Source organism: Bifidobacterium sp. ESL0690, assembly GCF_029392315.1.
Taxonomy (GTDB): Bacteria; Actinomycetota; Actinomycetes; order Actinomycetales; family Bifidobacteriaceae; genus Bifidobacterium.
The window spans coordinates 791,546-813,038 of sequence record NZ_CP113939.1; the positions used below are offsets into that span (position 1 = coordinate 791,546).

A 21,493-nucleotide genomic window follows, 5' to 3' on the forward strand; every position below is an offset into this window, starting at 1 on the left:
TTCGGTATCCGATTTTTGTATTTCGTTCCATATAGCGATGCTTGAACAGCGGATTAACGGGGATGCCTGTCTTTTATATAATTAATTCATTTGACTTATATAGTCAAAGGCCATATCATATCGGTGAAAGCAGGCGAATATTGCCTCTTGAACGTGTGGCCGATAGCCGACACGACAGGGAGCCTGTCACAAAGAATGAATGTAAGGATTGAAGCGGAACATGGAAGACGAAGTCGAAACGTTGAAAGCGAAATACCCGGATTTTGCGAAATTGTTCAATGACGAATGGATGCAATATCGGAAGTCTGAGATACTGCCGAAACTGACTTGGCAATCGCAATCGACCTGCGCCAAAATCAACCGGATTTATTTCGATGACCCCGACGAGGCGATGCGGCTCTTCCGCGAGCTCGTGCCCGGAGCCGGAGAAGGCGTCGATTTCCGGCCCCCGATTCACTTGGATTATGGGCTCGGACTGACCATAGGCGAGCGGACGTTCATCAACATGGATCTCCTGATCGTCGGGGGAGGGCCAATATCGATTGGCTCCGACTGCCTGATCGGCACGCGCTGCAGCATCTGCACGCCCAATCATGCACTGCCCGTCAAGCCGCGGCTCGAAGGCTGGCAGCACAACGAAGACGTGGCTATCGGCAACAATGTCTGGCTGGGCAGCAACGTTGTGGTCTGCCCGGGCGTGACGATCGGCGACAACTGCGTCATCGGCGCCGGTTCCATCGTCGTCCGCGATATTCCCGCCGATAGTGTTGCAGTCGGCAACCCTTGCAAAGTCATCCATGAAGTGCCGCAAGACTGGAGCGCGGAGGAATGGAAAGCGGCCGTGAACGGGGTGTCTGAATCTGATTAGCCTTCAGCCACGCGCCCTGACATAGGCCTCGTAGACCTCGGGGGTCGGCTCGGCGGTTTCGGTGCCGTCGATGTTGAGGTTCCATTGCGGGGGTTCAGGATCTTTGCTCAATACCCATGCGGCCTGACGTGCCGCGCCGATGGCGACGTATTCGTCGGTGGCCGGACGGGTGACGGGCATGCCGAAAATTGCTGGAGCCAAGGTGCGTACGGTCTCGGACTTCGCGCCGCCGCCGATCAGGAGGATGCGGTTGACGCTGCCGCCGAGGCTCTTGATGATTTCCAGGCAATCGCGTTGCGAGCAGAGTAGACTTTCGATGAAAGCGCGGGCGAAGTTCTGCTTGGTGGTGTTGGCCAGCGTCATGCCGCTGAGCACCGCATTGGCGTCCGGCCTGTTCGGTGTGCGCTCGCCGTCAAAGTAGGGGACCAAGGTCAAGCCGCCCGCGCCGGGTTCGGCGGCAAGGGCAAGCCGGCCGAGTTCGTCGTAATCCACGCCGAGAGCGGCGCAACCTGCATCCATGATGCGCGAGCCGTTGATGGTGCAGGCCAGCGGCAGATAGTGCCCGGTGCAATCGGCAAAGCCCGAAACGGCGCCGCTTAGGTCCTGTACCGGATTTTCCGCAATGGCTGCGGCTACGCCGGAAGTGCCCAGCGAAACGCTGACGTCGCCCACCGACATGCCCAAGCCCAGGGAGGCCATGGCATTGTCGCCGCCGCCGGGCCCGATGATGCAGCCGCCGTCGATGGATGCTCCGGCGACGGCAGGAGAGGCTTTGACCGGTGCGATTTCGCGCGGTCCGAGCACCTTGGGAAGGATGATATCGTGACGGCCAAGAACCATATCGATCAGGTCATAGCGGTAGATGTTGTTGGCGGAATCGAAATAGCTGGTGCCCGAAGCGTCGGAGCGGTCGGTGAACAAAGCGTCCAGATGCGCGTCCTCGCCCTCTTCAACCGGGCCGAAGCCGGCGATACGCCAGCTCAGCCAATCGTGTGGCAGGCAAACGGCCGCGATTTTCGCAGCGTTCTCGGGTTCGTTTTCGGCCACCCAAGCGATTTTCGTCAGCGTGTACGAGGCAACGGGCGACGAACCCACGGCCTTCACCCAACGCTGCCGGCCGCGTGCCACTACGTCTTCCGGCTCATCCTCGGAAGTGCGTTCCGGGGCTCCAAGCCTCGTGATGAGGTTTTCGGCCTGCGGAGCCGAGCGTGTGTCGTTCCAAAGCAGGGCGTCGCGGATCACCCTTCCGTGCTTGTCAAGCAGCACCATGCCGTGCTGCTGGCCACCAACGGCCAACGCCGAAACGTCGTCAAGACCACCGGCCTGCTTAGCGGCCTGGCAGAACGCCTGCCACCAGTATTCGGGATCGACGCTGGTGCCGTCGGGATGCTTCGCCTGTCCGAAGCGTACGAGCTCGCCCGTCTCGGCATCGGTCACGCGTACCTTGGTCGATTGTGTCGAAGTGTCGACTCCCGCCACCAACGTCGTGTGAGCGGAAGCGCTGCCTGATTGTTGCTCCGTCATTATTCCTGCCTTTCGCAATACGCCGGACACTGCTACGTGCCTTGACTGCCGCGTCTGAAATCAGTCTACTTGCAATCCATTATCTATATTAGTTAAATCAATAGATTATTTCAATGGTACCATGTGTTTTTGTTGTTGTGCCCGGTATTTGCACCGGCTGATACAGTGAACGTATCTTTGAAAAGGGGCGATTATGGCGCTGAGAAGTATCAATCAGGACGATTTGCGCAATCACAATCTATCGGTGGTCCTCACCACGTTGCTCCAATCCGCCAAACCCATGAGCCGCGCCAAGCTCGCGAAGGCCACGGGACTGACGAAAGCCACGATGTCGCTTCTGGTGCCCATGCTTGTCTCCTCAAACGCGATGGAGGAGGGAAAGCCGGTTTCCGCCGGAACGACGTATGGCAGGCCGAGCACCCCGCTCAACATTTCCGGCCGGCGCTTCTGCTCGATAGGACTGCAAATCAATACTGATGGATATGGCTACATCGTGCTGGCGCTTGACGGAACGATTGTTTCCCAGCGTTGGGTGAGCCGTTCCATGGAGGCCAGCGACCCCGAGGAAGTGTTCGCGCAGCTTGACAAACTGGTTGGCATTGGCGAAAAGAAAATCAGTGAGAAAGGCCTGAGCGTCGTCGGCACGGTTCTGGCGCTTCCCGGCCTTGTCACCGAGGATATGGTGTTGTTGTCGGCGAAAAACCTCGGCTGGAAGAAGCTGGAGCTTTCGCGTTTCAATGTGGTCAAACGGCTTGATGCGCTCGCCGACAACGAGGCGAACTTGGCTGCGTTGGCGCAGATTCCGGGGTATGCCACGCCGCGCAACGGGAAAAGGGTGATTCGCCCGACCGATTCGTTCATCTATATTTCGACGGATATCGGCATCGGTGGTGCCGTGGTGCGTCATGGGCAGGTCGATCGCGGCGACTTCGGCTTTGCCGGCGAGCTTGGCCATGTTTCCGTGGCCCTCGACGGGCCGCAATGCACTTGTGGGCGCTGCGGATGCTTGGAGATGTACGCCGGTCGCAAGGCGCTGGTGGAGGCTTCCGGCGTCGCCGACCCAGGGGTTTCGACGAGGATGGAGGCGGTGGACGAGCTGCTTGCCAGGTACAAGGCCCATGACGACCGCACCGTGGCTGCGGTGGATCGGGCGGTAAGAGCCCTGACGTCGGTGCTCGCCTCGGCCATCAACATCCTTGATATCAATACCGTCGTTTTGGGCGGGCTTTGGGACCGGTTCGGCAAAGCGCTGACCCGTCGGTTGAGCCATGAGCTCGGGTTGCAGGTGTTGAGCTATCCCGAGGTTCAGCCGCGGGTGCTCCTGCCCGACGTCAATACGCGACCGGCGCTTTTGGGTGCCGCGGAGGTCGGGCTGCGCAGGTTCATAGACAATCCGCTGGCGTTTATCAATTCCTGACAGTATTGTTTTCACTTCTGTCGTATTCTTTTGCATTGCATTTGTGCTTCCGGAAGCTTGATTTTCCAAGGATTTCGAAGCGTTGTCAACGATTTGGAGTAGGCCATAACCAGCGTCGATAGCGCTGGGGTGTGCCGCGAAATCCGATGCTGATAGAGTGGCGGTTGGCGTCCTCGCCCGAACTGTGCAGGTCAAGGGACGCTGTAATCAAAACGCTGTGCACAGTTTGAATGCAAGGAACTACCGTGGCCGAATCTGCCCAAAAACCTGAACGAACATCAACCGACCAGTCTTCATCGGCTGCCTCAGAAGTCGACCACAAAAGTCAGAGCGGGACAACAGGACAAAACCGGGGTTCGGTTCCGTCCTTGAAAGCGTCGGCTGTTAAAGTCGCCAGGGTCTCGCGTCTGCGCTGGCGTGCCGCGGATATCGCCATTGGTGCGGCGCTCGGCGTGGCCTGCGGTGTCGTCTTTTGGGGATTCAATTTTGCGTATGCATGGATTGCCCCGTTGCTTCGCGCTGTTCTTCCGGGTGTCACGAGCCTCTTCCATGCGTTCTGGTATTTCTCCGGCCCGCTTGCGTTGCTGATTATCCGCAAGCCAGGCGCGGCGATTTACGTCAACATCATCGGTAGCTTGACCGAAACACTATTCGGCAACCAGTATTCTTTCACCTTCGTCTTCCTTTCGGCGGCACTGCAGGGCCTATTCGCGGAAGTGCCGTTCGCGATTTTCCGTTACCGGAAGTTCAATCTCGGCTTGAGCGTTGCTTCGGGAGCGTTGACCGCGGTGGAATACGGATTCTATGTTTTGCTTACGCGCTTGCAGGGCGTCGCGTTGGTCAGCCCGCGTGGCCTCACCCATATGACCTGTGAGATTATCGGCGGCATACTTATTGCTGGCGTGATGAGCTGGTTCCTCTACTTGGCCATTGCCAAAACCGGCGCGTTGGATCGTTTCGCGTCAGGCCGTGCGGTGAAAAGCAGAAAATAGGTCTTAAAAGATACAAATAGACAATATAAAACCGTGAACGGCATCTTTCGCTGCATATTCCAAAGATGTCGTTCGTTTTGTATTAGGCAAGTCCGAGCGCAATCTGACGCTTCCGGGCGGTGCGGCTGGTCAGAGCGTTTGATAAAGTAGAGAAGTTGGTTTTGCCAACGTGGGGCTTTAGCTCAGTCGGTTAGAGCAGCGGACTCATAATCCGTCGGTCCAGGGTTCAAGCCCCTGAGGCCCCACTCATTGCTGGTTTATGGGCATTCGTGTTTCAGAAACTTGGTGTGGCTTTGATTCCGCCTTTTATTTCCATGAACTGCCAGTAGCTCCATTCCTTGGGATTGATATAAATGGTATAGGTCTTTTTACCGAATACGATTTCGATGGGGAAAATGCCGGACGGGTTGGCCATGATGTCGGCTTCGATTTCCAAGGCGCGTTCGTGGCTGGGAAGATAGACCGTGTGGGTTTTGCCGTGCGTTTCAAAATACAGCATATCGGTCATTGCTGGCTCCTTTGCTCAAAGGTCGATAACAGCAAAATATCAAAGGATTTCGACGGATACGTAATCGGTTTGAAAATATCTGGAAGAAAAAGCATACGATGACCAATCAGCCGAAAGACGAAATCGGTATGATTCGGCATCATGATTTGTTGTATTGCAAGAGTGTTCATTTGGCTGAAAATGATTCTTTCGGTACCGGTTTTTCGGTAGATCGGAAGAAGGCCAAGTCAACGCTCGCTGATAGAATATCAAAGTTCCGGTTCACGTCTGGCCATTGGGGTTAGGCGACCCGGGTCACCTGAATTCCTTAGGAGACATTATGAAGCAGGGTATTCATCCCGATTATCACGCAGTGCAGGTCACCTGCTCTTGTGGCAATACTTTCGTCACGCGCAGCACCGCCAAGGGCGATCACATGACGGTTGATGTGTGCGCGAACTGCCACCCGTTCTACACGGGCAAGCAGAAGATTCTCGATACCGGCGGCCGCGTCGCCCGCTTCGAGAAGCGCTACGGCAAGAAGACCAAGTAGCATTCTTCATTCGCCAGCCACGCTGGTTCGGGTCTGCGGATCCGAATCCGGGCTGGCGTTTTTCATACCCAATTTCTGGGATTTTGTATTATCGATAATTTCAAATATTTTATAAAGGACTTTTGCATGGCAGACCAGCAATTCCCGGCAGCGCAAAGCGCGTTGGAGGAGTATCAGGACATCGAGCGGCAGATGAGCCAGCCCGAGGTCGCCTCCGACCCGAAGGCGATTCGCAAGCTGGGGCGTCGCCATGCCCAACTCGGCAGCATCGTCGAGGCCTATTGCGGCTGGCAGCACGCCAAGGAAGACGCCGAAGCGGCCAAGGAAATGGCCGGCGAGGATGCCGACTTCGCCGAGGAAGCCAAACGGCTCGAGGCATTGGTGGCGCCTGCCGAAGAGAAGCTGCGCAGCGCACTGATTCCGCGCGACCCTGACGACGTGCGTGACACGATTATGGAGATCAAGGCAGGTACCGGTGGGGAAGAGGCGGCGCTGTTCGCCGGCGACTTGCTGCGTATGTACACTCGTTACGCCGAAAAGCGCGGCTGGACCACCACTATCCAAAGCGAGAACAGCACGGAGCTCGGCGGTGTCAAGGACGTGCAGATCGCTATCCGTGCCAAGGGCAACCCGGCTCCTGAAGACGGTGTGTGGGCGAGCCTCAAATACGAGGGCGGTGTGCACCGCGTGCAGCGTATTCCCGTCACGGAATCGCAGGGGCGCATCCAGACCTCTGCGGCCGGCGTCATTGTTTTCCCTGAAGCCGACGAGGATGACGATGAAATCGAAATCGACCCGAAAGACCTCAAGATCGACATCTTCATGAGTTCCGGTCCTGGTGGGCAGTCAGTCAACACGACGTATTCCGCGGTGCGCATGACCCATATCCCCACCGGCATCGTGGTGAGCATGCAGGACGAGAAGTCGCAGATTCAGAATCGTGCGGCGGCGCTGCGCGTCTTGAAATCGCGTTTGCTGGCGATGAAACATGAAAAGGAAGCGGCGGAAGCAGCCGATATGCGCCATTCGCAGGTGCGCTCGCTCGACCGTTCCGAACGTATCCGCACCTACAATTTCCCGGAAAACCGTATCGTCGACCACCGTACCAATTACAAGGCATACAATCTCGACCAGGTGCTTGACGGTGACCTGCAGGCCGTCATCGACAGCGATATCCAGGCCGACGAGGCCGCACGTCTCGCCAAAACCGACTGAACTGGCTGAAGCAAGGGGAGTAGTTAATGGCGCAAGACGTGGTGCGTTCGACATCCGAAACGTTGCAGCAAGCGACGGATTGGCTGAAAGCTGCTGGTGTCGAAACACCGCGAAATGATGCGAAACTGTTGCTTGCCGAGGCGTTCGGTGTAGCGCCCAGTGACGTCGAGAAATCGATATTGCTGGATACGCCGCTGCATAGCACGATCAATGACGACGAGACCGATGGGGTCGATGTCCATCGCATTAACGATGGAAATGATTCCCGAGATATTTCCCGACAGGGCTCGGAAACGGGCGATTCTAACGGGTCTTCTGCGAATGCCGATAATGCCACCGGAAATAATGACGAGAATGTGATTAGCGATGCCGATGACGCGGCAATTCGCCGTTTTGCCGTGATGGTGGCCCGACGCAAGCAACGCGAGCCGTTGCAATATATCGTCGGCCATGCCCCGTTCCGCTACTTGGATTTAGAGGTCGGGCCAGGTGTTTTCATTCCGCGTCCGGAAACCGAGACTGTGGTGCAAGCAGCCATCGATTGGCTGACGCACGAAAACATCAAACCAAGTCGTCTGGTCGATCTGTGTGCCGGGAGCGGGGCCATCGGCTTGTCGCTCGTCACCGAAGTTCCGGGCAGCGAGGTCTGGGCCGTGGAACTTTCGTTGGAAGCGCTTGAATGGACGAAACGTAACGAGCAGAAGGTATTCAAGGACCATTCGTTGGCCGGCTACAACTATCATCTTTTCCACGCCGACGCGGCGAATGCCATGACGCTTTCTCAATTGAACGGCACCATCGACGCGGTGGTCACCAACCCGCCTTACGTACCGATCGCGGAGATTCCTGAGCAGCCCGAAGTACGTGACTATGACCCGAAAACGGCGCTCTATGGTGGTTCGGCAGACGGGACCTATATCCCGGAACGCATCATCCTGCGTGCCGAGAAGCTTCTGCGTAGCGGCGGCGCGCTGGTGATGGAACACGACATTTCGCAGGCTCAATTGCTGACCGACTTTGCCAGAACCCACGGTTTCAGCACGGCACACACCGGCGATGACCTTTCCGGCCGGCCGCGTTATCTTTTTGCCGTCAAAGAGTAAACGGTTTCTATTAAGGGCGATGAATGCTGGAAGTTTTTGCTGCTCTGACTATTGCGGCATTGTCCGAGTGTTTGAATATTTCGGTTGCTTGAAGTAATACGATCGCAGCTCGTCGTTGGAATCCCAATGAAGTCGGGGCGCAATGATGCAATTAAGACATGCGTTGTGTTGGAGGCAATATATGAGCGACGTTCGTGCGATTGATGACGAATCCCTTACTTTGGCAGCAAAGATTGTCAAAGACGGAGGCCTTGTCGTCTTGCCGACCGACACGGTTTACGGCGTAGCCGCAAGTCCTTTCAGTGCCAAAGCCGTAAGCCGCATTTACGAGGCGAAGCGGCGCCCGCGCAGCAAGGCGCTGCAGGTGCTGCTGTCATCGGTCGATGACCTGGACGGGCTTGGATTGTATCTCCCGGTGCCGTTGGACCGGCTTTCCAAGGCTTTCCTGCCTGGCCCGTTTTCTCCAATTGCCGTGGCCAAGGTTGGTTCGAAACTGGTCACGCTACGCGAGGAAATGAACGGAAGCAAAACCCAAGCCGTGCGCGTGCCGGATTCTGAAGCTTGCCTCAAGACGTTGCGTGCCACTGGGCCGCTGGCTTGTTCGAGTGCGAACCGCAGCGGGGGAGAAAGCCCGCAAACGGTTCAGGAAGCTGTGGCCGCGCTTGGTGATGACGTCGATTTGTATCTTGACGGAGGGCCTACCACGAGCCATGTCGCGAGCACGGTGGTTGCCGCCGATCCGAACGAACGCGACGGCATTTCAATTGTGCGTGAGGGCGTTATCAGCGAGGTGCAGGTACGCAGCGCGTTGATGGATGCCGAAGGCGGGAGTCTGAACGCGTGAGAGTCTACCTGTTCATTGCCGCGATTGCGGGAGGGGCCACTTGGCTGGTCACCCCTCTGATCCGCCATCTCGCCATCGAAATCGGTGCGGTCGGCGAAGTTCGCGCGCGTGATGTGCATACGGTGCCGACTCCGCGTATGGGCGGGCTGGCGATGCTCATAGGACTTACGGTGGCGATTGTGTTTGCCAGCAAAATGCCTTTCATATCAGGCCTTTTCGTTGGCTCGTATCAGGCGTGGGTGGTGCTCGCCGGTGCTGTGCTGATTTGTCTTCTTGGTGTGGCAGACGACCTATGGGATCTGGATTGGATGCTCAAACTTGCTGGCCAGCTCCTGATTTCCGTCTTCGTGGCATGGGGCGGGGTACAGATTATTTTCTTGCCGTTCGGCTCGTTGGTGACGGCTTCGCCAAGCATTTCCATGGCCATTACGGCTTTCCTTATTGTCGCTTCAATTAATGCGGTCAACTTTGTTGACGGGCTCGACGGCCTTGCCTCCGGTATCGTCGCCATCGGTGGCATCGCGTTCGCTGTCTATTCCTACGTCATCGCGCGTTCCACGCCGAGTTACGCCTCGATGGCCACATTGCTCGACGTTGCTCTGGTCGGCATCTGTGTCGGCTTTTTGCTGCATAACTGGCATCCGGCGAAGCTCTTTATGGGCGATTCCGGCTCGATGCTTTTGGGCTATATGATTACCTGCGCGTCGATTATCATGACCGGCCATCTCGACCCGGCTTCCGTGCATACCAGCCTTTATCTGCCGGCGTTTATGCCGATTCTGCTGCCGATTCTGGTACTCTTCCTGCCCGTTCTCGACATGTGCCTGGCCATCGTGCGCCGCCTGAGCAAAGGCCAGTCGCCGATGCACCCCGACCGTATGCATCTGCACCACCGCATGCTGCGAATCGGCCACAGCGTGCAGGGCGCAGTGCTGATTCTTTGGGGTTGGGCGGCGCTGATCTCCTTCGGCTCGATTATGATTCTCTTCTTCCGCTGGCAATATGTGGCCATCGGCATGATTATCGCAGCCGTGATCCTGACAATATGCACGATGTCCCCGTACCTGATGCGACGGTGGTTGGAATTGCAAAAAGAGGAGGACCCGGACGTGCGCAATGCGCGACATTCCCGAAAGCACAAGTAACCACAACAAATGGTGACGCTCGTCACCCCGCGCCCATATAGTTGTGCTATGGCTTTAAATTCTCAACCTGATATCCAGTCATCCTACAATCCATTGCCTCCCGTTTTTGCAAAAATGGGATTGGCTTACGATGATGTATTACTTCTGCCCAACGAGACCGACGTCATTCCCTCTCACGTGGACACCACCACGCATCTGACCCGCGAAATCACCATGAAGGTGCCCGTGCTCTCCGCGGCTATGGACACCGTCACCGAATCTGATATGGCCATTGCTATGGCCCGCAACGGCGGCATCGGCGTGCTGCACCGCAACCTTTCCATCGACGACCAGGCCTCGCAGGTCGACATCGTCAAGCGCAGCGAATCGGGCATGATTACCGACCCGCTCACCGTCAACCCCGAGGCCACCCTTGCCGATCTCGACAAGCTGTGTGGCCGTTTCCATATTTCGGGCCTTCCCGTGGTCGATAGCGACAACAAGCTGCTCGGCATCATCACCAACCGAGACATGCGTTTCATCGCGTCCGAAGATTACGACAAGCTCAAGGTCAAGGACGTCATGACCAAGGACGGGCTCATCACCGGTCCGGCGAATATCTCACGTGAAGACGCCCACGACCTCCTTGCCAAGCACAAGGTCGAAAAGCTACCGCTGGTCGACGACGAAGGCAAGCTCGCCGGGCTTATCACCGTCAAGGACTTCGTGAAGACCGAACAGTATCCGGACGCCACCAAGGACGACCAAGGCCGTTTGCGCGTGGCCGCCGGTATCGGCTTCCTCGGCGACGCCTGGCAGCGTGCTTCCGCTCTGATGGAGGCCGGTGTCGACGTGCTCGTGGTCGATACCGCCAACGGTGAAGCGCATCTCGCTCTCGATATGATCAAGCGGCTCAAGTCCGACCGCGCCTTCAACGGCGTGCAGATCATCGGCGGCAACGTGGCGACCGCTTCCGGCGCTCAGGCCATGATCGACGCCGGCGTCGATGCCGTCAAGGTAGGCGTGGGCCCTGGCTCCATCTGCACCACGCGCGTGGTCGCCGGTGTTGGTGTTCCGCAGCTTACGGCCGTCTATGACGCGGCTCAGGTCTGCCGTGCGGCCGGCGTGCCTTGCATCGCCGACGGTGGCATCCACTATTCCGGCGACATCGCCAAGGCGCTTGTGGCCGGAGCTTCGACCGTCATGCTCGGCGGCGCGCTCGCCGGCTGCGACGAGACTCCGGGCGAAAAGGTGCTGCTGCACGGCAAGCAGTACAAGCTTTACCGCGGCATGGGCTCGCTCGGTGCGATGGCCCCGCGTGGCAAGAAGTCCTACTCCAAGGACCGCTACTTCCAAGCCGACGTCACCAGCAACGACAAGGTCATCCCCGAAGGCGTCGAAGGAGAGGTGCCGTATCGCGGCTCCCTCAATGCGGTGCTCTACCAGATGATTGGCGGCCTGCACCAGTCGATGTTCTACATCGGTGCCCATAACATCAAGGAAATGGCCGAAAAAGGTCGCTTCATCCGTATCACCACAGCCGGCCTGCGCGAATCGCATCCGCACGACATCGTGATGACCACGGAGGCCCCGAACTACAGCGGTTTCCACAACGACTGATCGATTGAATTAAATAAAGGTAATGGAGGGACATTTGATTGTGTTTCTCCATTACTTTTATTGTCTACTAAAAAGATGGAAAATTGTTGCCAGTCAGCCATGTGAGATAGTGTATAGAGTTCTGTTAGTGGCAGTGAAAGGGTCAATATTATGGTGAATGCTCAGGATGACGAGACGTATTCGGCGGAGGATTCCCGCCTGATTTGGATCGACTGCGAGATGACCGGCCTCGATATTTTCGGCGGCGACGAACTCGTGGAAGTCTCCGTGGTGCCGACCGATTTCAATCTCAAGGTGCTCGACGAGGGCGTGGACTACGTCATCAAGCCGTCGCAGAAGGCCGTCGACCACATGGGCGACTTTGTGCGCGCAATGCACACCCGTTCCGGCCTGATCAACGAGTGGGAGACCGGGCTGAGCCTGGCCGACGCCGAAAAGAAGGTCACCGAGTATGTCGCCCGCTTCACGCCTGACGGGGTCAAGCCGCTGCTCGCCGGCAACACCATTGGCAGCGACAAGAAGTTCCTCGACCACTTCATGCCGAACTTCATGAGTCATCTGCATTATCGCAGCATCGACGTCAGCACCATCAAGGAGCTCGCACGTCGCTGGTATCCGGCGGTCTACATGAACCGTCCGCCCAAGAACGGCGGCCACCGTGCGCTCGCTGACATCATCGAGTCGCTGGACGAGCTGCGCTACTACCGCGAGGCCTTCATGGCCCCGTCGCCTGGCCCGGACGAGGCAGAAGCCAAGAAGATCGAGGCCGATATAGAGGCTACGAGTCTGCTCAACAAGTAGTACGTGGCACGAAAGGTGCTTTTCTCCTCAGTTAATATGTACTTAGCGGTGAAAAGCACCATTTCAGGCCGTTTTTGGTGCTTTTCCCACAGGTCGAGTGCCAGACTGAGGAGAAAAGCATCTTTTTGAGACGTTTTTAGTGCTTTTTCCACAGTTGGGGCATTGAATTGAGACAAAAAGCACCTTTTGGGTTTGATTGTGATGCTTTTACCTCGGCATAGGGCAGTGGATGGATAAGCGTTGATAGATGAAGGAGTAGTGGCATGAAGCAGGCGGAGGCGCTGACGATTCTTGACGCGGGGGCAAATGCGTTCATCACCGGTGCTCCCGGTGCTGGCAAGACCTACGTCTTGAACGAGTTCATTCGTTCCGCCCGCGCTCGTGGCGCTTCTGTTGCTGTTACGGCTTCCACCGGCATCGCGGCCACACACATCAACGGCCAAACCATCCATTCCTGGTCCGGTGTCGGCGTCTCACAGGTCATGACTCCGGAATTGCTGAAGCGGATTCGTTCGCGCCGCAAGCGCAAGATCGAGGCGGCCGATATTCTCGTCATCGATGAGGTCTCGATGCTGCCCGCGTGGCTCTTCGACATGGTCGACGACGTCTGCCGCGCGTTGCGGCACAGCCCCGAGCCGTTCGGCGGACTGCAAGTCGTGCTTTCCGGTGATTTCTTCCAGCTTCCGCCGGTCAAAAAATCATTCCGTCGTGATGATATGGCTCCGAGCCCAGAATTTCTGATGTCACGTCAGCGTTATGCCGATGCAGGAAAGGATGCCGACGGCTTTGTCACTGAATCGTTGGTCTGGGACGAGCTCAATCCCGTGGTCTGCTATTTGACCGAGCAACACCGTCAGGATGATGGTCAACTGCTCACCGTTCTTACCGATATCCGCGAAGGCGGCGTTACGCAGGAAGATCATGACGTTCTCGCGGACCGTCTTGGCAAATCGCCTGCCGCGGGGGAGGTGGCCGTCCATCTGTTCCCGGTCAACAAACAGGCCGACACATTGAACGACCTGCGGCTTTCGCAGATCCACGATGAAACGCACGACTATGTCGCCGAATCGGCGGGTCCGGCCAACCTGGTCAAAAGACTTAAGAAGAATATGCTCGCCCCCGAAAAGCTGGAGCTCAAAACCGGTGCGGCCGTGATGGCGCTGCGCAACGATGCCGACCACCAGTATGTCAACGGGTCCATCGGCAAGGTGGAGGGTTTTGTCTCAGAAGCGAAGGGTGGTTGGCCGATCGTCGCCTTTGAAAACGGCAACACCGTGACCATGAAGCAGGCTTCGTGGGACATGATGGATGGCGAGGCCGTGCTGGCCAGCGTCAAACAGGTGCCGTTGCGTTGCGCGTGGGCCATCACCATCCATAAGTCGCAGGGCATGACGCTCGACCGCGCCGTGATGAATTTGCGCCGTACTTTTGCGCCGGGCATGGGCTACGTCGCGCTTTCCCGTGTGGAAAACCTTGACGGCCTCTATCTCGATGACATCAGCGAACGAGCGTTCATGGTCTCGCCCGATGCCGTTTTGCTCGACGGCCAGCTGCGCGACAATTCCAAGGCCGCCTGTGCCCGTCTGGCCGAAGAAGGCAGCGATGCCTTCACCAAGCAGGCTTCCGGTCAGCTCGCCGGCGATACCGACGAATTCGCCCAGGACGAGCTCTTCTAGCTTTAGGATTCGAAACCGGGATCTTTAGGAAACCCCGGGATTTGATTGCCCAGGAAACCTTTGTCGTCGTTCTGGTTTGGGTTAGTCCTATTTATCGTCCATCTGGCTTTTTATTTGGTTGGTCTGGCTTGATTCGACTTGCCATCGGCAGCAGCTCTTTGAGTTTGACAGGTTTGGTCTAAGCGTCAGAATCACGAATACTGCAACGCACTGACTCGCTGCACTGTCAATCCGATGATTTGAGCGATATCCGCAAGCTTGAAGCCGCGTTTGCGTAATGAAGAAATCGTGCTGCGTGTCAACGTCGAAGCTTTTTCCTGTGCTTTCGCCGCTTCGTCCCGTGCCTCGTGCAATTCGTTGATCATCTCGTCGTCTCGTTCGTCTCCAAGCCGGATTTCAAGGTGGACAGAACCAACCGGCTTACCAAGCGCCTTCGCCGCGTCTCGAACCATGGAATCGACCTGGTCGAGGCGCCTGACTTGGGTAAAAAGTCCGGGACGTTCCGGAACTTCGATGGCCCACCATTTTCCGGAACGCGTCGCGATTGCAGTGACGTTATTGCTTGCCATCCAAGTTCCTTTCGAAATATCTGATGATGCTGTTTGCCGTGATTTCGTTGATTTCTCGGTGACGGGGAATCGTACTCTGTGTGCTCCCGATAACGACAATCGTATGATTGCCGCCTTCGCGGAACGTGATGTCGAGGTTATGCAGGCGAGCGATTTCCCATAATCGTCTTTCCAGCTTCTTACGTTTCACATTGTATTCCTTACCTATTGATATTTCAATTCAATAACTATTGAATTTTGATTTGCCTGTTTTCTTGGCACCGTTGGGTGGTTGATGGATTCGTGTTCCTTGTGCTATTCAAGGTAAAGCGTGAACATAGAAGGTAACAAGCCGGAACGGCTCCTGTGGTCGAACGTTCGAGGTCTCGGCGTGTTGTGGACACAATGTGCATGGCTGAACGCTTGTCCACATTCGTTTCGGTAACGCCGTCAATGTCGGCTCGCGCGAATAATTTAGGAACCATGACAAAAGCACTTCGTATGTCCACCCTGTTCCTGCGCACGCTGCGTGAGGACCCCGCCGACGCCGACGTCGATTCGGCGCGCCTGCTCCAGCGAGCCGGCTATATCCGCAAGGCCGCGCCCGGTATCTGGACCTGGCTGCCGCTCGGCCTGAACGTCCTTAACAAAATCGAGGCCGTGGTCCGTGAGGAAATGAACGGCATCGGCGGTCAGGAAGTCCATTTCCCGGCTCTGCTGCCCAAGGAGCCATATGAGGCGACGCATCGCTGGGAAGAGTATGGCGAGAACATTTTCCGCCTGAAGGACCGCCACGAGGCCGATTATCTGCTCGCCCCGACCCACGAGGAAATGTTCACCTTGCTCGTCAAGGACATGTATTCCTCTTATAAGGATCTGCCGGTAACGCTCTACCAGATTCAGACCAAGTACCGCGACGAATTCCGTCCGCGCGCCGGCCTCGTGCGTGGCCGCGAGTTCATTATGGAAGACGGTTACTCTTTCACCATCGACGAGGACGGGCTGAAGAAGGCCTACGTCGAGGAGCGCGACGCTTACGAGCGCATCTTCAAGCGTCTCGATCTGGGCTATATCATGGTCCACGCGGTTTCCGGTCCGATGGGCGGCTTCGAATCTCAGGAGTTCCTTTCGCCGATGGCCATTGGTGAGGATACCTTCGCCAAGGCTCCGAGCGGTAAGGCATGGAACGTTGAAGCCCTTACCACTCCGGAAGTTCCTGCTATCGATTGCTCCAAGACTCCGGCGATGAGCTTGCGTGATCTGCCGGATGCCAAGACCATCGACGAGATGGTCAGCCAGTGCAACGCGCTGTATCCTCGCGAAGACGGTCGTCAATGGGCGCAGACCGATATGCTCAAGAACGTCGTCATCACTGTCAAGCATCCCGGTGAGCCCGATGATGAGAACGAGGACCATCGCAAGCCGTGGCGCGAGGTCGTCGTCGTGGCATTGCCCGGCGATCGTCAGATCGACATGAAGCGTCTCGAAGCGCAGTTCGCACCTGCCGAGATTGAAGAGGCCAACGAAGCCGATCTGAAGGCTCATCCCGAACTGGTCAAGGGCTATATCGGACCGTCCGTTTTGGGACCGCAGGCTCGCGTTGAGGGCTCCGCTATCAAGGATCCGGTTCGTTACCTTGTTGATGCACATATTGCCGAAGGCTCCGCATGGGTCACCGGCGGCGACAAGGACGGCGTTGACGCTTTCGACATGGTTTATGGCCGTGATTTCAAGGCTGACGGCACCGTCGAGGCGACTGAAGTCCGCGATGGTGACATGAGCCCGGACGGCTCCGGCCCGCTGAGCTTCGAGCGCGGTGTGGAAATCGGACAGGTCTTCCAGCTCGGTCTCAAGTATTCCGAGGCGCTCGGTTTGAAGGTCCTGAACCAGAACGGCAAGGCCGTGCCGGTATGGATGGGCAGCTACGGCATCGGTGTTTCGCGCGTCATGGCCTGCATCGCCGAAACCCATCACGACGAAAAGGGCCTGGCCTGGCCGGTCAATATCGCGCCTGCCGCCGTGCACGTCGTCGCAACAGGTAAGAAAGACGAGGCGTTCGATGGTGCCGAAAAGCTCGTCGAAGAGCTCGAAGCCAAGGGTCTCGAAGTCATCTACGACGACCGTAAGAAGGTCTCTCCGGGCGTCAAGTTCAAGGACGCCGAGCTGCTCGGCGTGCCGCTGGTCGCCGTGGTCGGCCGTGACTATCTCAACGATGGCACCATCGAGGTGCGTGATCGTAATGGCGAGAATGCAGTGAAGGTTCCGGCTGGCGAGGCCTCCGAAACTCTGGCGCAACGTTACGCCGCGATGCTCTAAAACATTAGAACAAAAACCAAATGTGGTCGTCTCCTATAACGGAGGCGGCCATATTTTTTTGTGATAGAAAATAAATAAATCGTCGAAAAATATGGAAAAATTACCTAAATTCATATCAAAACGATGATTTAAATATGCAATCGAGCGCATTTTAGGTAAGATAAAAATGTAAGACTCGGAATCGTATCGAAGAGCTGATGCCATTCCGACGTATCCAGATCGCTGCGAATTCGTCGAATGCATCCGCAGCGACGATTACGAAAGAAGAAATCAATGCAGAATCTTACGGTTTTGGGCACTGGCGTCCTTGGTTCCCAGATTATTTTCCAGTCGGCCTATAAGGGCAAGGACGTTGTCGCCTACGATATCAGTGATGAGATTTTGGCCGGACTTCCGGCGCGCTGGGAATATCTGAAGAAGCAGTACAAGCGTGATATTCCCGATGCCACCGATGAGAAGCTCGATGCCGCCGTCTCGCGCATCCGCACCACCGCCGATCTGAAGGACGCGGTCAAGGACGCGGACATCATCATCGAAGCCATTCCGGAGCGTCTCGACATCAAGCAGAGCACATGGGAGAAGGTCAGCAAGTATGCGCCGGACAAGACCGTGTTCTGCACCAATTCCTCCACGCTGCTGCCGAGCAAGATGGCGCCGTTCGTCGACCGTCCCGACAAGTTCCTGAGCCTGCACTTTGCCAACGAGATCTGGAAGTTCAACACCGGCGAGGTCATGGCTCAGCCGAAGACCGATCCGAAAGTGTTTGAAGAGGTCGCTGAATTCGCCGAGGAAATCGGCATGGTCCCGATTCGCATCAAGAAGGAGCAGCCGGGTTATGTGCTCAATTCGCTGCTGGTTCCGCTGCTCAACGCCGCCGCGGATCTGTGGGTGCGTGGTGTGGCCTCGTTCGAAGACATCGACAAGACCTGGCGCATCGCCACAGGCGCGCCCACCGGCCCGTTCCAGATTTATGACACCGTTGGCATGATGACTCCCTACAACCTTTCCAAGGATTCGCCCGACCCCGTTCAGAAGGAGTTTGCGCGTCGCTTGAAGGAGGACTTCATCGACAAGGGCAAGATGGGCAAGATCTCAGGTCATGGCTTCTGTGACTATGAGTGAGTAGCTCCGAAGCGTGTGCACGCATTCATTATTTTCTTCAAATCCGATAGCGGCGCCGCTGTCGTTTTTGGCGATTCGGTTGATACACCGCTGTTTCTGACCTCTGTTATCCCTGTTACGTGTTGTGCACATTTCGGATTTCGCTGTGGATACTGCCTCGTTCGTCCACATTGCATCCACAACACGCCGAGGCCCCGAGCGTTCGACCACAGTGCCCGGTTTGGCTTGAAAACCTGAGGTTCCGGCCTGCATACTGGAAGAACCGCGGGGTACGGTTGAGCTGGTTTCAGCGCCGGGATTTTTGCTGCATATGTGGCTGGGTTCCGTTGCCGGTGACGTATCCCGCAGTCCACCAACAGACGAACACAATTTCGCAAGGGAGCAGAGCCGATGACGCAGCAAGGTACGGTGACGATTTCAGGGTTCATGGGCGCAGACCCGCAAAGTTTCGGCAAGGAAGGAGGTCCTGCCGCCGTCTCGTTCAGAATCGGTTGCACGACGAGGTATTTTAATCCAGCGGTCAATGAGTGGCGCGACCGTCCGACGACGTGGATCGCAGTCAAGGTATTCCGTCAGTTGGCCGAGAACGTGTATTCGAGCCTGCACAAAGGTGATCCGGTCATCGCCACGGGAAATCTGGCGACCGAGGAATGGACTCGTGACGGTACGAAGCACAGCAAAATAGTGATGGAAGCAACCAGTGTCGGCCATGACCTGAGCTTCGGCACCTCGACATTCCGACGCGTGAAACTGAGCGGCAAGGAACAGGGGAACGCGCATAATTCGGGGGATGCAGGGCAGAGCCAGAATCAGAACGTGGCGGCCGGCAGCAGTGAGGCACAAGCCGATAAGCCAAACGGAGGCCAGAATCTGGGTTCAGACGACGGGAACAATAACCGGCAGGGCAGTGGAAGCAGCGGTCATAGCTCAAGCGGGAGTGTGGAACCCGGAGACGAAGCCGGTGAAGACCCGTGGGATGCCAGCGAAGTCTTTGAAGGGCATGCCACGGCCGATCGCTTGGTGGCCTCTGTCGGATAATAAACGTGAATTGAATAAGAAAGTGGCCGGGGCACAATGGCTGTGCTCCGACCACAATATCGTCTCATCGTACTCAAGTAAGTCCCAGGCAATCGGTTATTGCATATTGCCGTCGACTCGCTTGAGTATCGGCTACCAGATGGATACGCGCTCTTCGGGGGCAAGCCAGAGCTTGTTTTCCGGCTTGACGTCGAAGGCTTGATAATAGAGGTCAACGTTGCGCACGATGCCGTTGGTGCGGAACTCGGCAGGAGAGTGCGGATCGATTTGCAGGTACTGTTCCGTCAGCTCTTCGCGCTGGGCGGTGCGCCAGATGGAGGCGTAGCTCAGGAAGAAGCGCTGCAATCCGGTGTAACCGTCGATTTCCGGGGCGCTCGCCAGCGACACGGCTACCGCTTCCGGAGAGCCGTCTACCGGACGTCCGTCAGCCTTGTCGAGTGCGAAGGCGTAGGCCTTCAGGCTGATGTTGACGCCGCTGAGGTCGCCGATGTTCTCGCCGATGGTCAGCGCGCCGTTGACGTGCGAGGCCTGACTTAAATCGTCCGCATACTTTTCCTGAAGCTGGGAGGGGATGAATCCGTTGTATTGGTTAATCAAAGCTGTGGTGAGCTTCTGGAAGTTCGCTTTGTCGTCGGCACTCCACCAATCATTGAGCTTGCCGTCGCCGTCGTACTGGCTGCCTTGGTCGTCGAAACCGTGCCCGATTTCGTGGCCGATGACCGCGCCGATACCGCCGTAGTTGGCCGCGTCGTCCGCATCCGGGTTGAAGAACGGAGGCTGGAGGATGGCGGCGGGAAAGACGATGACGTTCATGGAAGGCTCGTAGTAGGCGTTAACCGTCTGCGGGTTCATGAGCCATTCCTCGCGGTCGACGACCTGACCGACCTTGGAGAACTGGAATCCGGTCTCGTAGGCGACGGCGGCATTGAGGTCTTCCATCAGGCTCATTTCGGGCTTGATGTCAAGAGCGGTGTAGTCGCGCCAGTGATTGGTGTAGCCGATCATCGGAGTAAACTTTGAGAGCTTTTCGAGGGCCTTGGCCTTGGTCTCTTCGCCCAGCCAGTTGCTGCCGGAAATCGAAACACGGTAGGCCTCGATGATGTTAGCGACCAGCTGCTCCATCCGTTCCTTCGAGCTTTCGGGGAAGTGAAGGCGGACATATTCACGACCGACCTCTTCGCCGCAAATGCCGTTGACCAGTGAGACACCGCGCTTCCAGCGGTCGCGCTGCTGCTTGGCGCCGGAAAGCACCTTGCCGTAGAAATCGAACTGGGTCTTGTCGAAATCGCTGCTCAATGTGCTGGAGGAACCGCTGATCATCGTCACGCGCGCCCACAGCTTCAGATCATCGAGGTCGCTCTGGTCCCAGAACTTGTCGAAACCGGAAAGGAAGCTCGGCTCGTGCACAATGGTGCGGCTAAATGCTGCCGTGAGGTCCAATGGCTGGAACTTGGCGGCTGGCAGCTTATCATATGCGTCCTGCCAAGCGGAAAGGTATGAGGCGATATCGAAGTGGGAGAGTGTCGAATCCAGCTCTGCGAAATTAGTTGGGTTGTAAGTTTTCTGAGAATCACGGGTGGCCACGTTGTCCCAGTGGTTCGAGGCGATTTTGGTTTCAACTTCGAGGAAGTGCTTGGCATCGGCTTCACATTTCGCACTGTCACCGTAATTGGCCAGCATCAGAAGCTTCATGACCATGTGTACGTACTGCTCGCGGATCGGCGCATAATGGTCCTCGCGATAATAGGCTTCGTCAGGCAGGCCGATGCCGCCTTGTTCGATATGCAGAATGTTGTGCTCTGGGTCACCCGGATCGCCGTAGACACCGCAATCGAAGAAGTCGGGGCCGCCGAGCGTGCTCAGTTCGCCCAGAACTTTCGTCAGTTCCGCTTTGTCGGCGGCGTTGTCGATGCGATCGAGCGCGTCCTTAATGGGGCTGATGCCGGCTGCTTCGATGGCATCGGTGTCGAGGAATGCACGGTAAAGGCTCTGCGACTTGTGCGCCGGGCAGTTTTCGTCTTCCAGAATGTCGCGGATTTGGCTTTCAGCGTCTTCGGCGAGCTTGTCGAAAGCACCGTAACGCGAGCGGTCGTCGGGAAGTTCGTAAGTGTCGATCCACGGTCCGTTGACGAAGCGGAACAGGTCGTCGCCGGGGCTGATGGTGCTGGAGAATGAGGTCGTATCAAGGCCTGAAATCAAAGGTGTAGACATGGCTCCACTGTATCGGCGTTCGCTGACAAGAAGC

Annotated in this window: 19 protein-coding genes and 1 tRNA gene; 15 read left to right on the forward strand and 5 right to left on the reverse strand. The window is 56.9% G+C overall.

Annotated elements, in window-relative coordinates:
- The first annotated feature begins 220 nt into the window (after positions 1 to 220).
- Complete coding sequence (locus OZX62_RS03140; RefSeq protein ID WP_277176562.1) at positions 221 to 868, forward strand: sugar O-acetyltransferase; 648 nt, start codon at positions 221 to 223, stop codon at positions 866 to 868.
- 3 nt (positions 869 to 871) lie between these two features.
- On the opposite strand, the gene OZX62_RS03145 is transcribed toward OZX62_RS03140, so the two are convergent.
- The gene (locus tag OZX62_RS03145; RefSeq protein ID WP_277176563.1) at positions 872 to 2,392 is read right to left on the reverse strand and encodes an FGGY family carbohydrate kinase; all 1,521 of its coding nucleotides are present in this window, start codon (positions 2,390 to 2,392) and stop codon (positions 872 to 874) included.
- A gap of 190 nt (positions 2,393 to 2,582) precedes the next feature.
- On the opposite strand from OZX62_RS03145, the gene OZX62_RS03150 reads away from it, so the two are divergent.
- The 3 genes from OZX62_RS03150 (at position 2,583) to OZX62_RS03160 (ending at position 5,046) form a co-directional block, all read left to right on the forward strand.
- Positions 2,583 to 3,809 (forward strand): ROK family protein, encoded by a 1,227-nt coding sequence (locus OZX62_RS03150; RefSeq protein ID WP_277177010.1) that lies wholly within the window; start codon positions 2,583 to 2,585, stop codon positions 3,807 to 3,809.
- Positions 3,810 to 4,177: 368 nt separating this feature from the next.
- A complete protein-coding gene (locus OZX62_RS03155; protein ID WP_277177011.1) occupies positions 4,178 to 4,801 on the forward strand; it encodes an ECF transporter S component in 624 nt (207 codons plus the stop codon).
- A gap of 171 nt (positions 4,802 to 4,972) precedes the next feature.
- A tRNA-Ile gene (locus OZX62_RS03160) sits at positions 4,973 to 5,046 on the forward strand.
- Between the two features lie 29 nt (positions 5,047 to 5,075).
- On the opposite strand, the gene OZX62_RS03165 is transcribed toward OZX62_RS03160, so the two are convergent.
- Positions 5,076 to 5,309 carry a hypothetical protein gene (locus tag OZX62_RS03165; RefSeq protein ID WP_277176564.1) on the reverse strand — a complete coding sequence of 78 codons (234 nt, stop codon included), beginning with the start codon at positions 5,307 to 5,309 and terminating at the stop codon, positions 5,076 to 5,078.
- Positions 5,310 to 5,628: 319 nt separating this feature from the next.
- On the opposite strand from OZX62_RS03165, the gene rpmE reads away from it, so the two are divergent.
- The 8 genes from rpmE (at position 5,629) to OZX62_RS03205 (ending at position 14,224) form a co-directional block, all read left to right on the forward strand.
- Positions 5,629 to 5,841, forward strand: a complete 213-nt coding sequence (gene rpmE, locus OZX62_RS03170) for a 50S ribosomal protein L31 (protein ID WP_277146457.1) — start codon at positions 5,629 to 5,631, stop codon at positions 5,839 to 5,841.
- A 126-nt stretch (positions 5,842 to 5,967) separates the two neighbouring features.
- Positions 5,968 to 7,056 carry a peptide chain release factor 1 gene (gene prfA, locus OZX62_RS03175; protein WP_277176565.1) on the forward strand — a complete coding sequence of 363 codons (1,089 nt, stop codon included), beginning with the start codon at positions 5,968 to 5,970 and terminating at the stop codon, positions 7,054 to 7,056.
- Positions 7,057 to 7,082: 26 nt separating this feature from the next.
- Positions 7,083 to 8,159 (forward strand): peptide chain release factor N(5)-glutamine methyltransferase, encoded by a 1,077-nt coding sequence (gene prmC / locus OZX62_RS03180; protein WP_277176566.1) that lies wholly within the window; start codon positions 7,083 to 7,085, stop codon positions 8,157 to 8,159.
- 181 nt (positions 8,160 to 8,340) lie between these two features.
- Entirely contained in the window at positions 8,341 to 9,003 is a 663-nt protein-coding gene (locus OZX62_RS03185) for an L-threonylcarbamoyladenylate synthase (protein ID WP_277176567.1), read from the forward strand.
- Positions 9,000 to 10,148: an MraY family glycosyltransferase gene (locus OZX62_RS03190; protein ID WP_277176568.1), complete on the forward strand. Its 1,149-nt coding sequence runs from the start codon at positions 9,000 to 9,002 to the stop codon at positions 10,146 to 10,148. Before OZX62_RS03185 ends, OZX62_RS03190 begins: the two co-directional genes overlap by 4 nt.
- 48 nt (positions 10,149 to 10,196) lie before the next feature.
- Entirely contained in the window at positions 10,197 to 11,747 is a 1,551-nt protein-coding gene (gene guaB / locus OZX62_RS03195; RefSeq protein WP_277176569.1) for an IMP dehydrogenase, read from the forward strand.
- A 150-nt stretch (positions 11,748 to 11,897) separates the two neighbouring features.
- Positions 11,898 to 12,548: an oligoribonuclease gene (orn, locus tag OZX62_RS03200; protein ID WP_277176570.1), complete on the forward strand. Its 651-nt coding sequence runs from the start codon at positions 11,898 to 11,900 to the stop codon at positions 12,546 to 12,548.
- 263 nt (positions 12,549 to 12,811) lie between these two features.
- A complete protein-coding gene (locus OZX62_RS03205; RefSeq protein ID WP_277176571.1) occupies positions 12,812 to 14,224 on the forward strand; it encodes a PIF1 family DEAD/DEAH box helicase in 1,413 nt (470 codons plus the stop codon).
- Positions 14,225 to 14,415: 191 nt separating this feature from the next.
- On the opposite strand, the gene OZX62_RS03210 is transcribed toward OZX62_RS03205, so the two are convergent.
- Positions 14,416 to 14,793 (reverse strand): XRE family transcriptional regulator, encoded by a 378-nt coding sequence (locus OZX62_RS03210; protein WP_277176572.1) that lies wholly within the window; start codon positions 14,791 to 14,793, stop codon positions 14,416 to 14,418.
- On the reverse strand, positions 14,780 to 14,983 hold the full coding sequence (locus OZX62_RS03215; RefSeq protein WP_277176573.1) for a hypothetical protein: 204 nt from the start codon (positions 14,981 to 14,983) through the stop codon (positions 14,780 to 14,782). The genes OZX62_RS03210 and OZX62_RS03215 overlap by 14 nt, the downstream gene beginning before the upstream one ends.
- Before the next feature lie 290 nt (positions 14,984 to 15,273).
- On the opposite strand from OZX62_RS03215, the gene OZX62_RS03220 reads away from it, so the two are divergent.
- The 3 genes from OZX62_RS03220 (at position 15,274) to OZX62_RS03230 (ending at position 19,248) form a co-directional block, all read left to right on the forward strand.
- Positions 15,274 to 17,088 carry a proline--tRNA ligase gene (locus tag OZX62_RS03220; RefSeq protein WP_277177012.1) on the forward strand — a complete coding sequence of 605 codons (1,815 nt, stop codon included), beginning with the start codon at positions 15,274 to 15,276 and terminating at the stop codon, positions 17,086 to 17,088.
- A 273-nt stretch (positions 17,089 to 17,361) separates the two neighbouring features.
- On the forward strand, positions 17,362 to 18,210 hold the full coding sequence (locus OZX62_RS03225; RefSeq protein ID WP_277176574.1) for a 3-hydroxyacyl-CoA dehydrogenase: 849 nt from the start codon (positions 17,362 to 17,364) through the stop codon (positions 18,208 to 18,210).
- A gap of 390 nt (positions 18,211 to 18,600) precedes the next feature.
- Positions 18,601 to 19,248: a single-stranded DNA-binding protein gene (locus OZX62_RS03230; protein ID WP_277176575.1), complete on the forward strand. Its 648-nt coding sequence runs from the start codon at positions 18,601 to 18,603 to the stop codon at positions 19,246 to 19,248.
- 132 nt (positions 19,249 to 19,380) lie between these two features.
- On the opposite strand, the gene OZX62_RS03235 is transcribed toward OZX62_RS03230, so the two are convergent.
- The gene (locus tag OZX62_RS03235) at positions 19,381 to 21,459 is read right to left on the reverse strand and encodes a M13-type metalloendopeptidase (protein WP_277176576.1); all 2,079 of its coding nucleotides are present in this window, start codon (positions 21,457 to 21,459) and stop codon (positions 19,381 to 19,383) included.
- Positions 21,460 to 21,493: the final 34 nt, after the last annotated feature.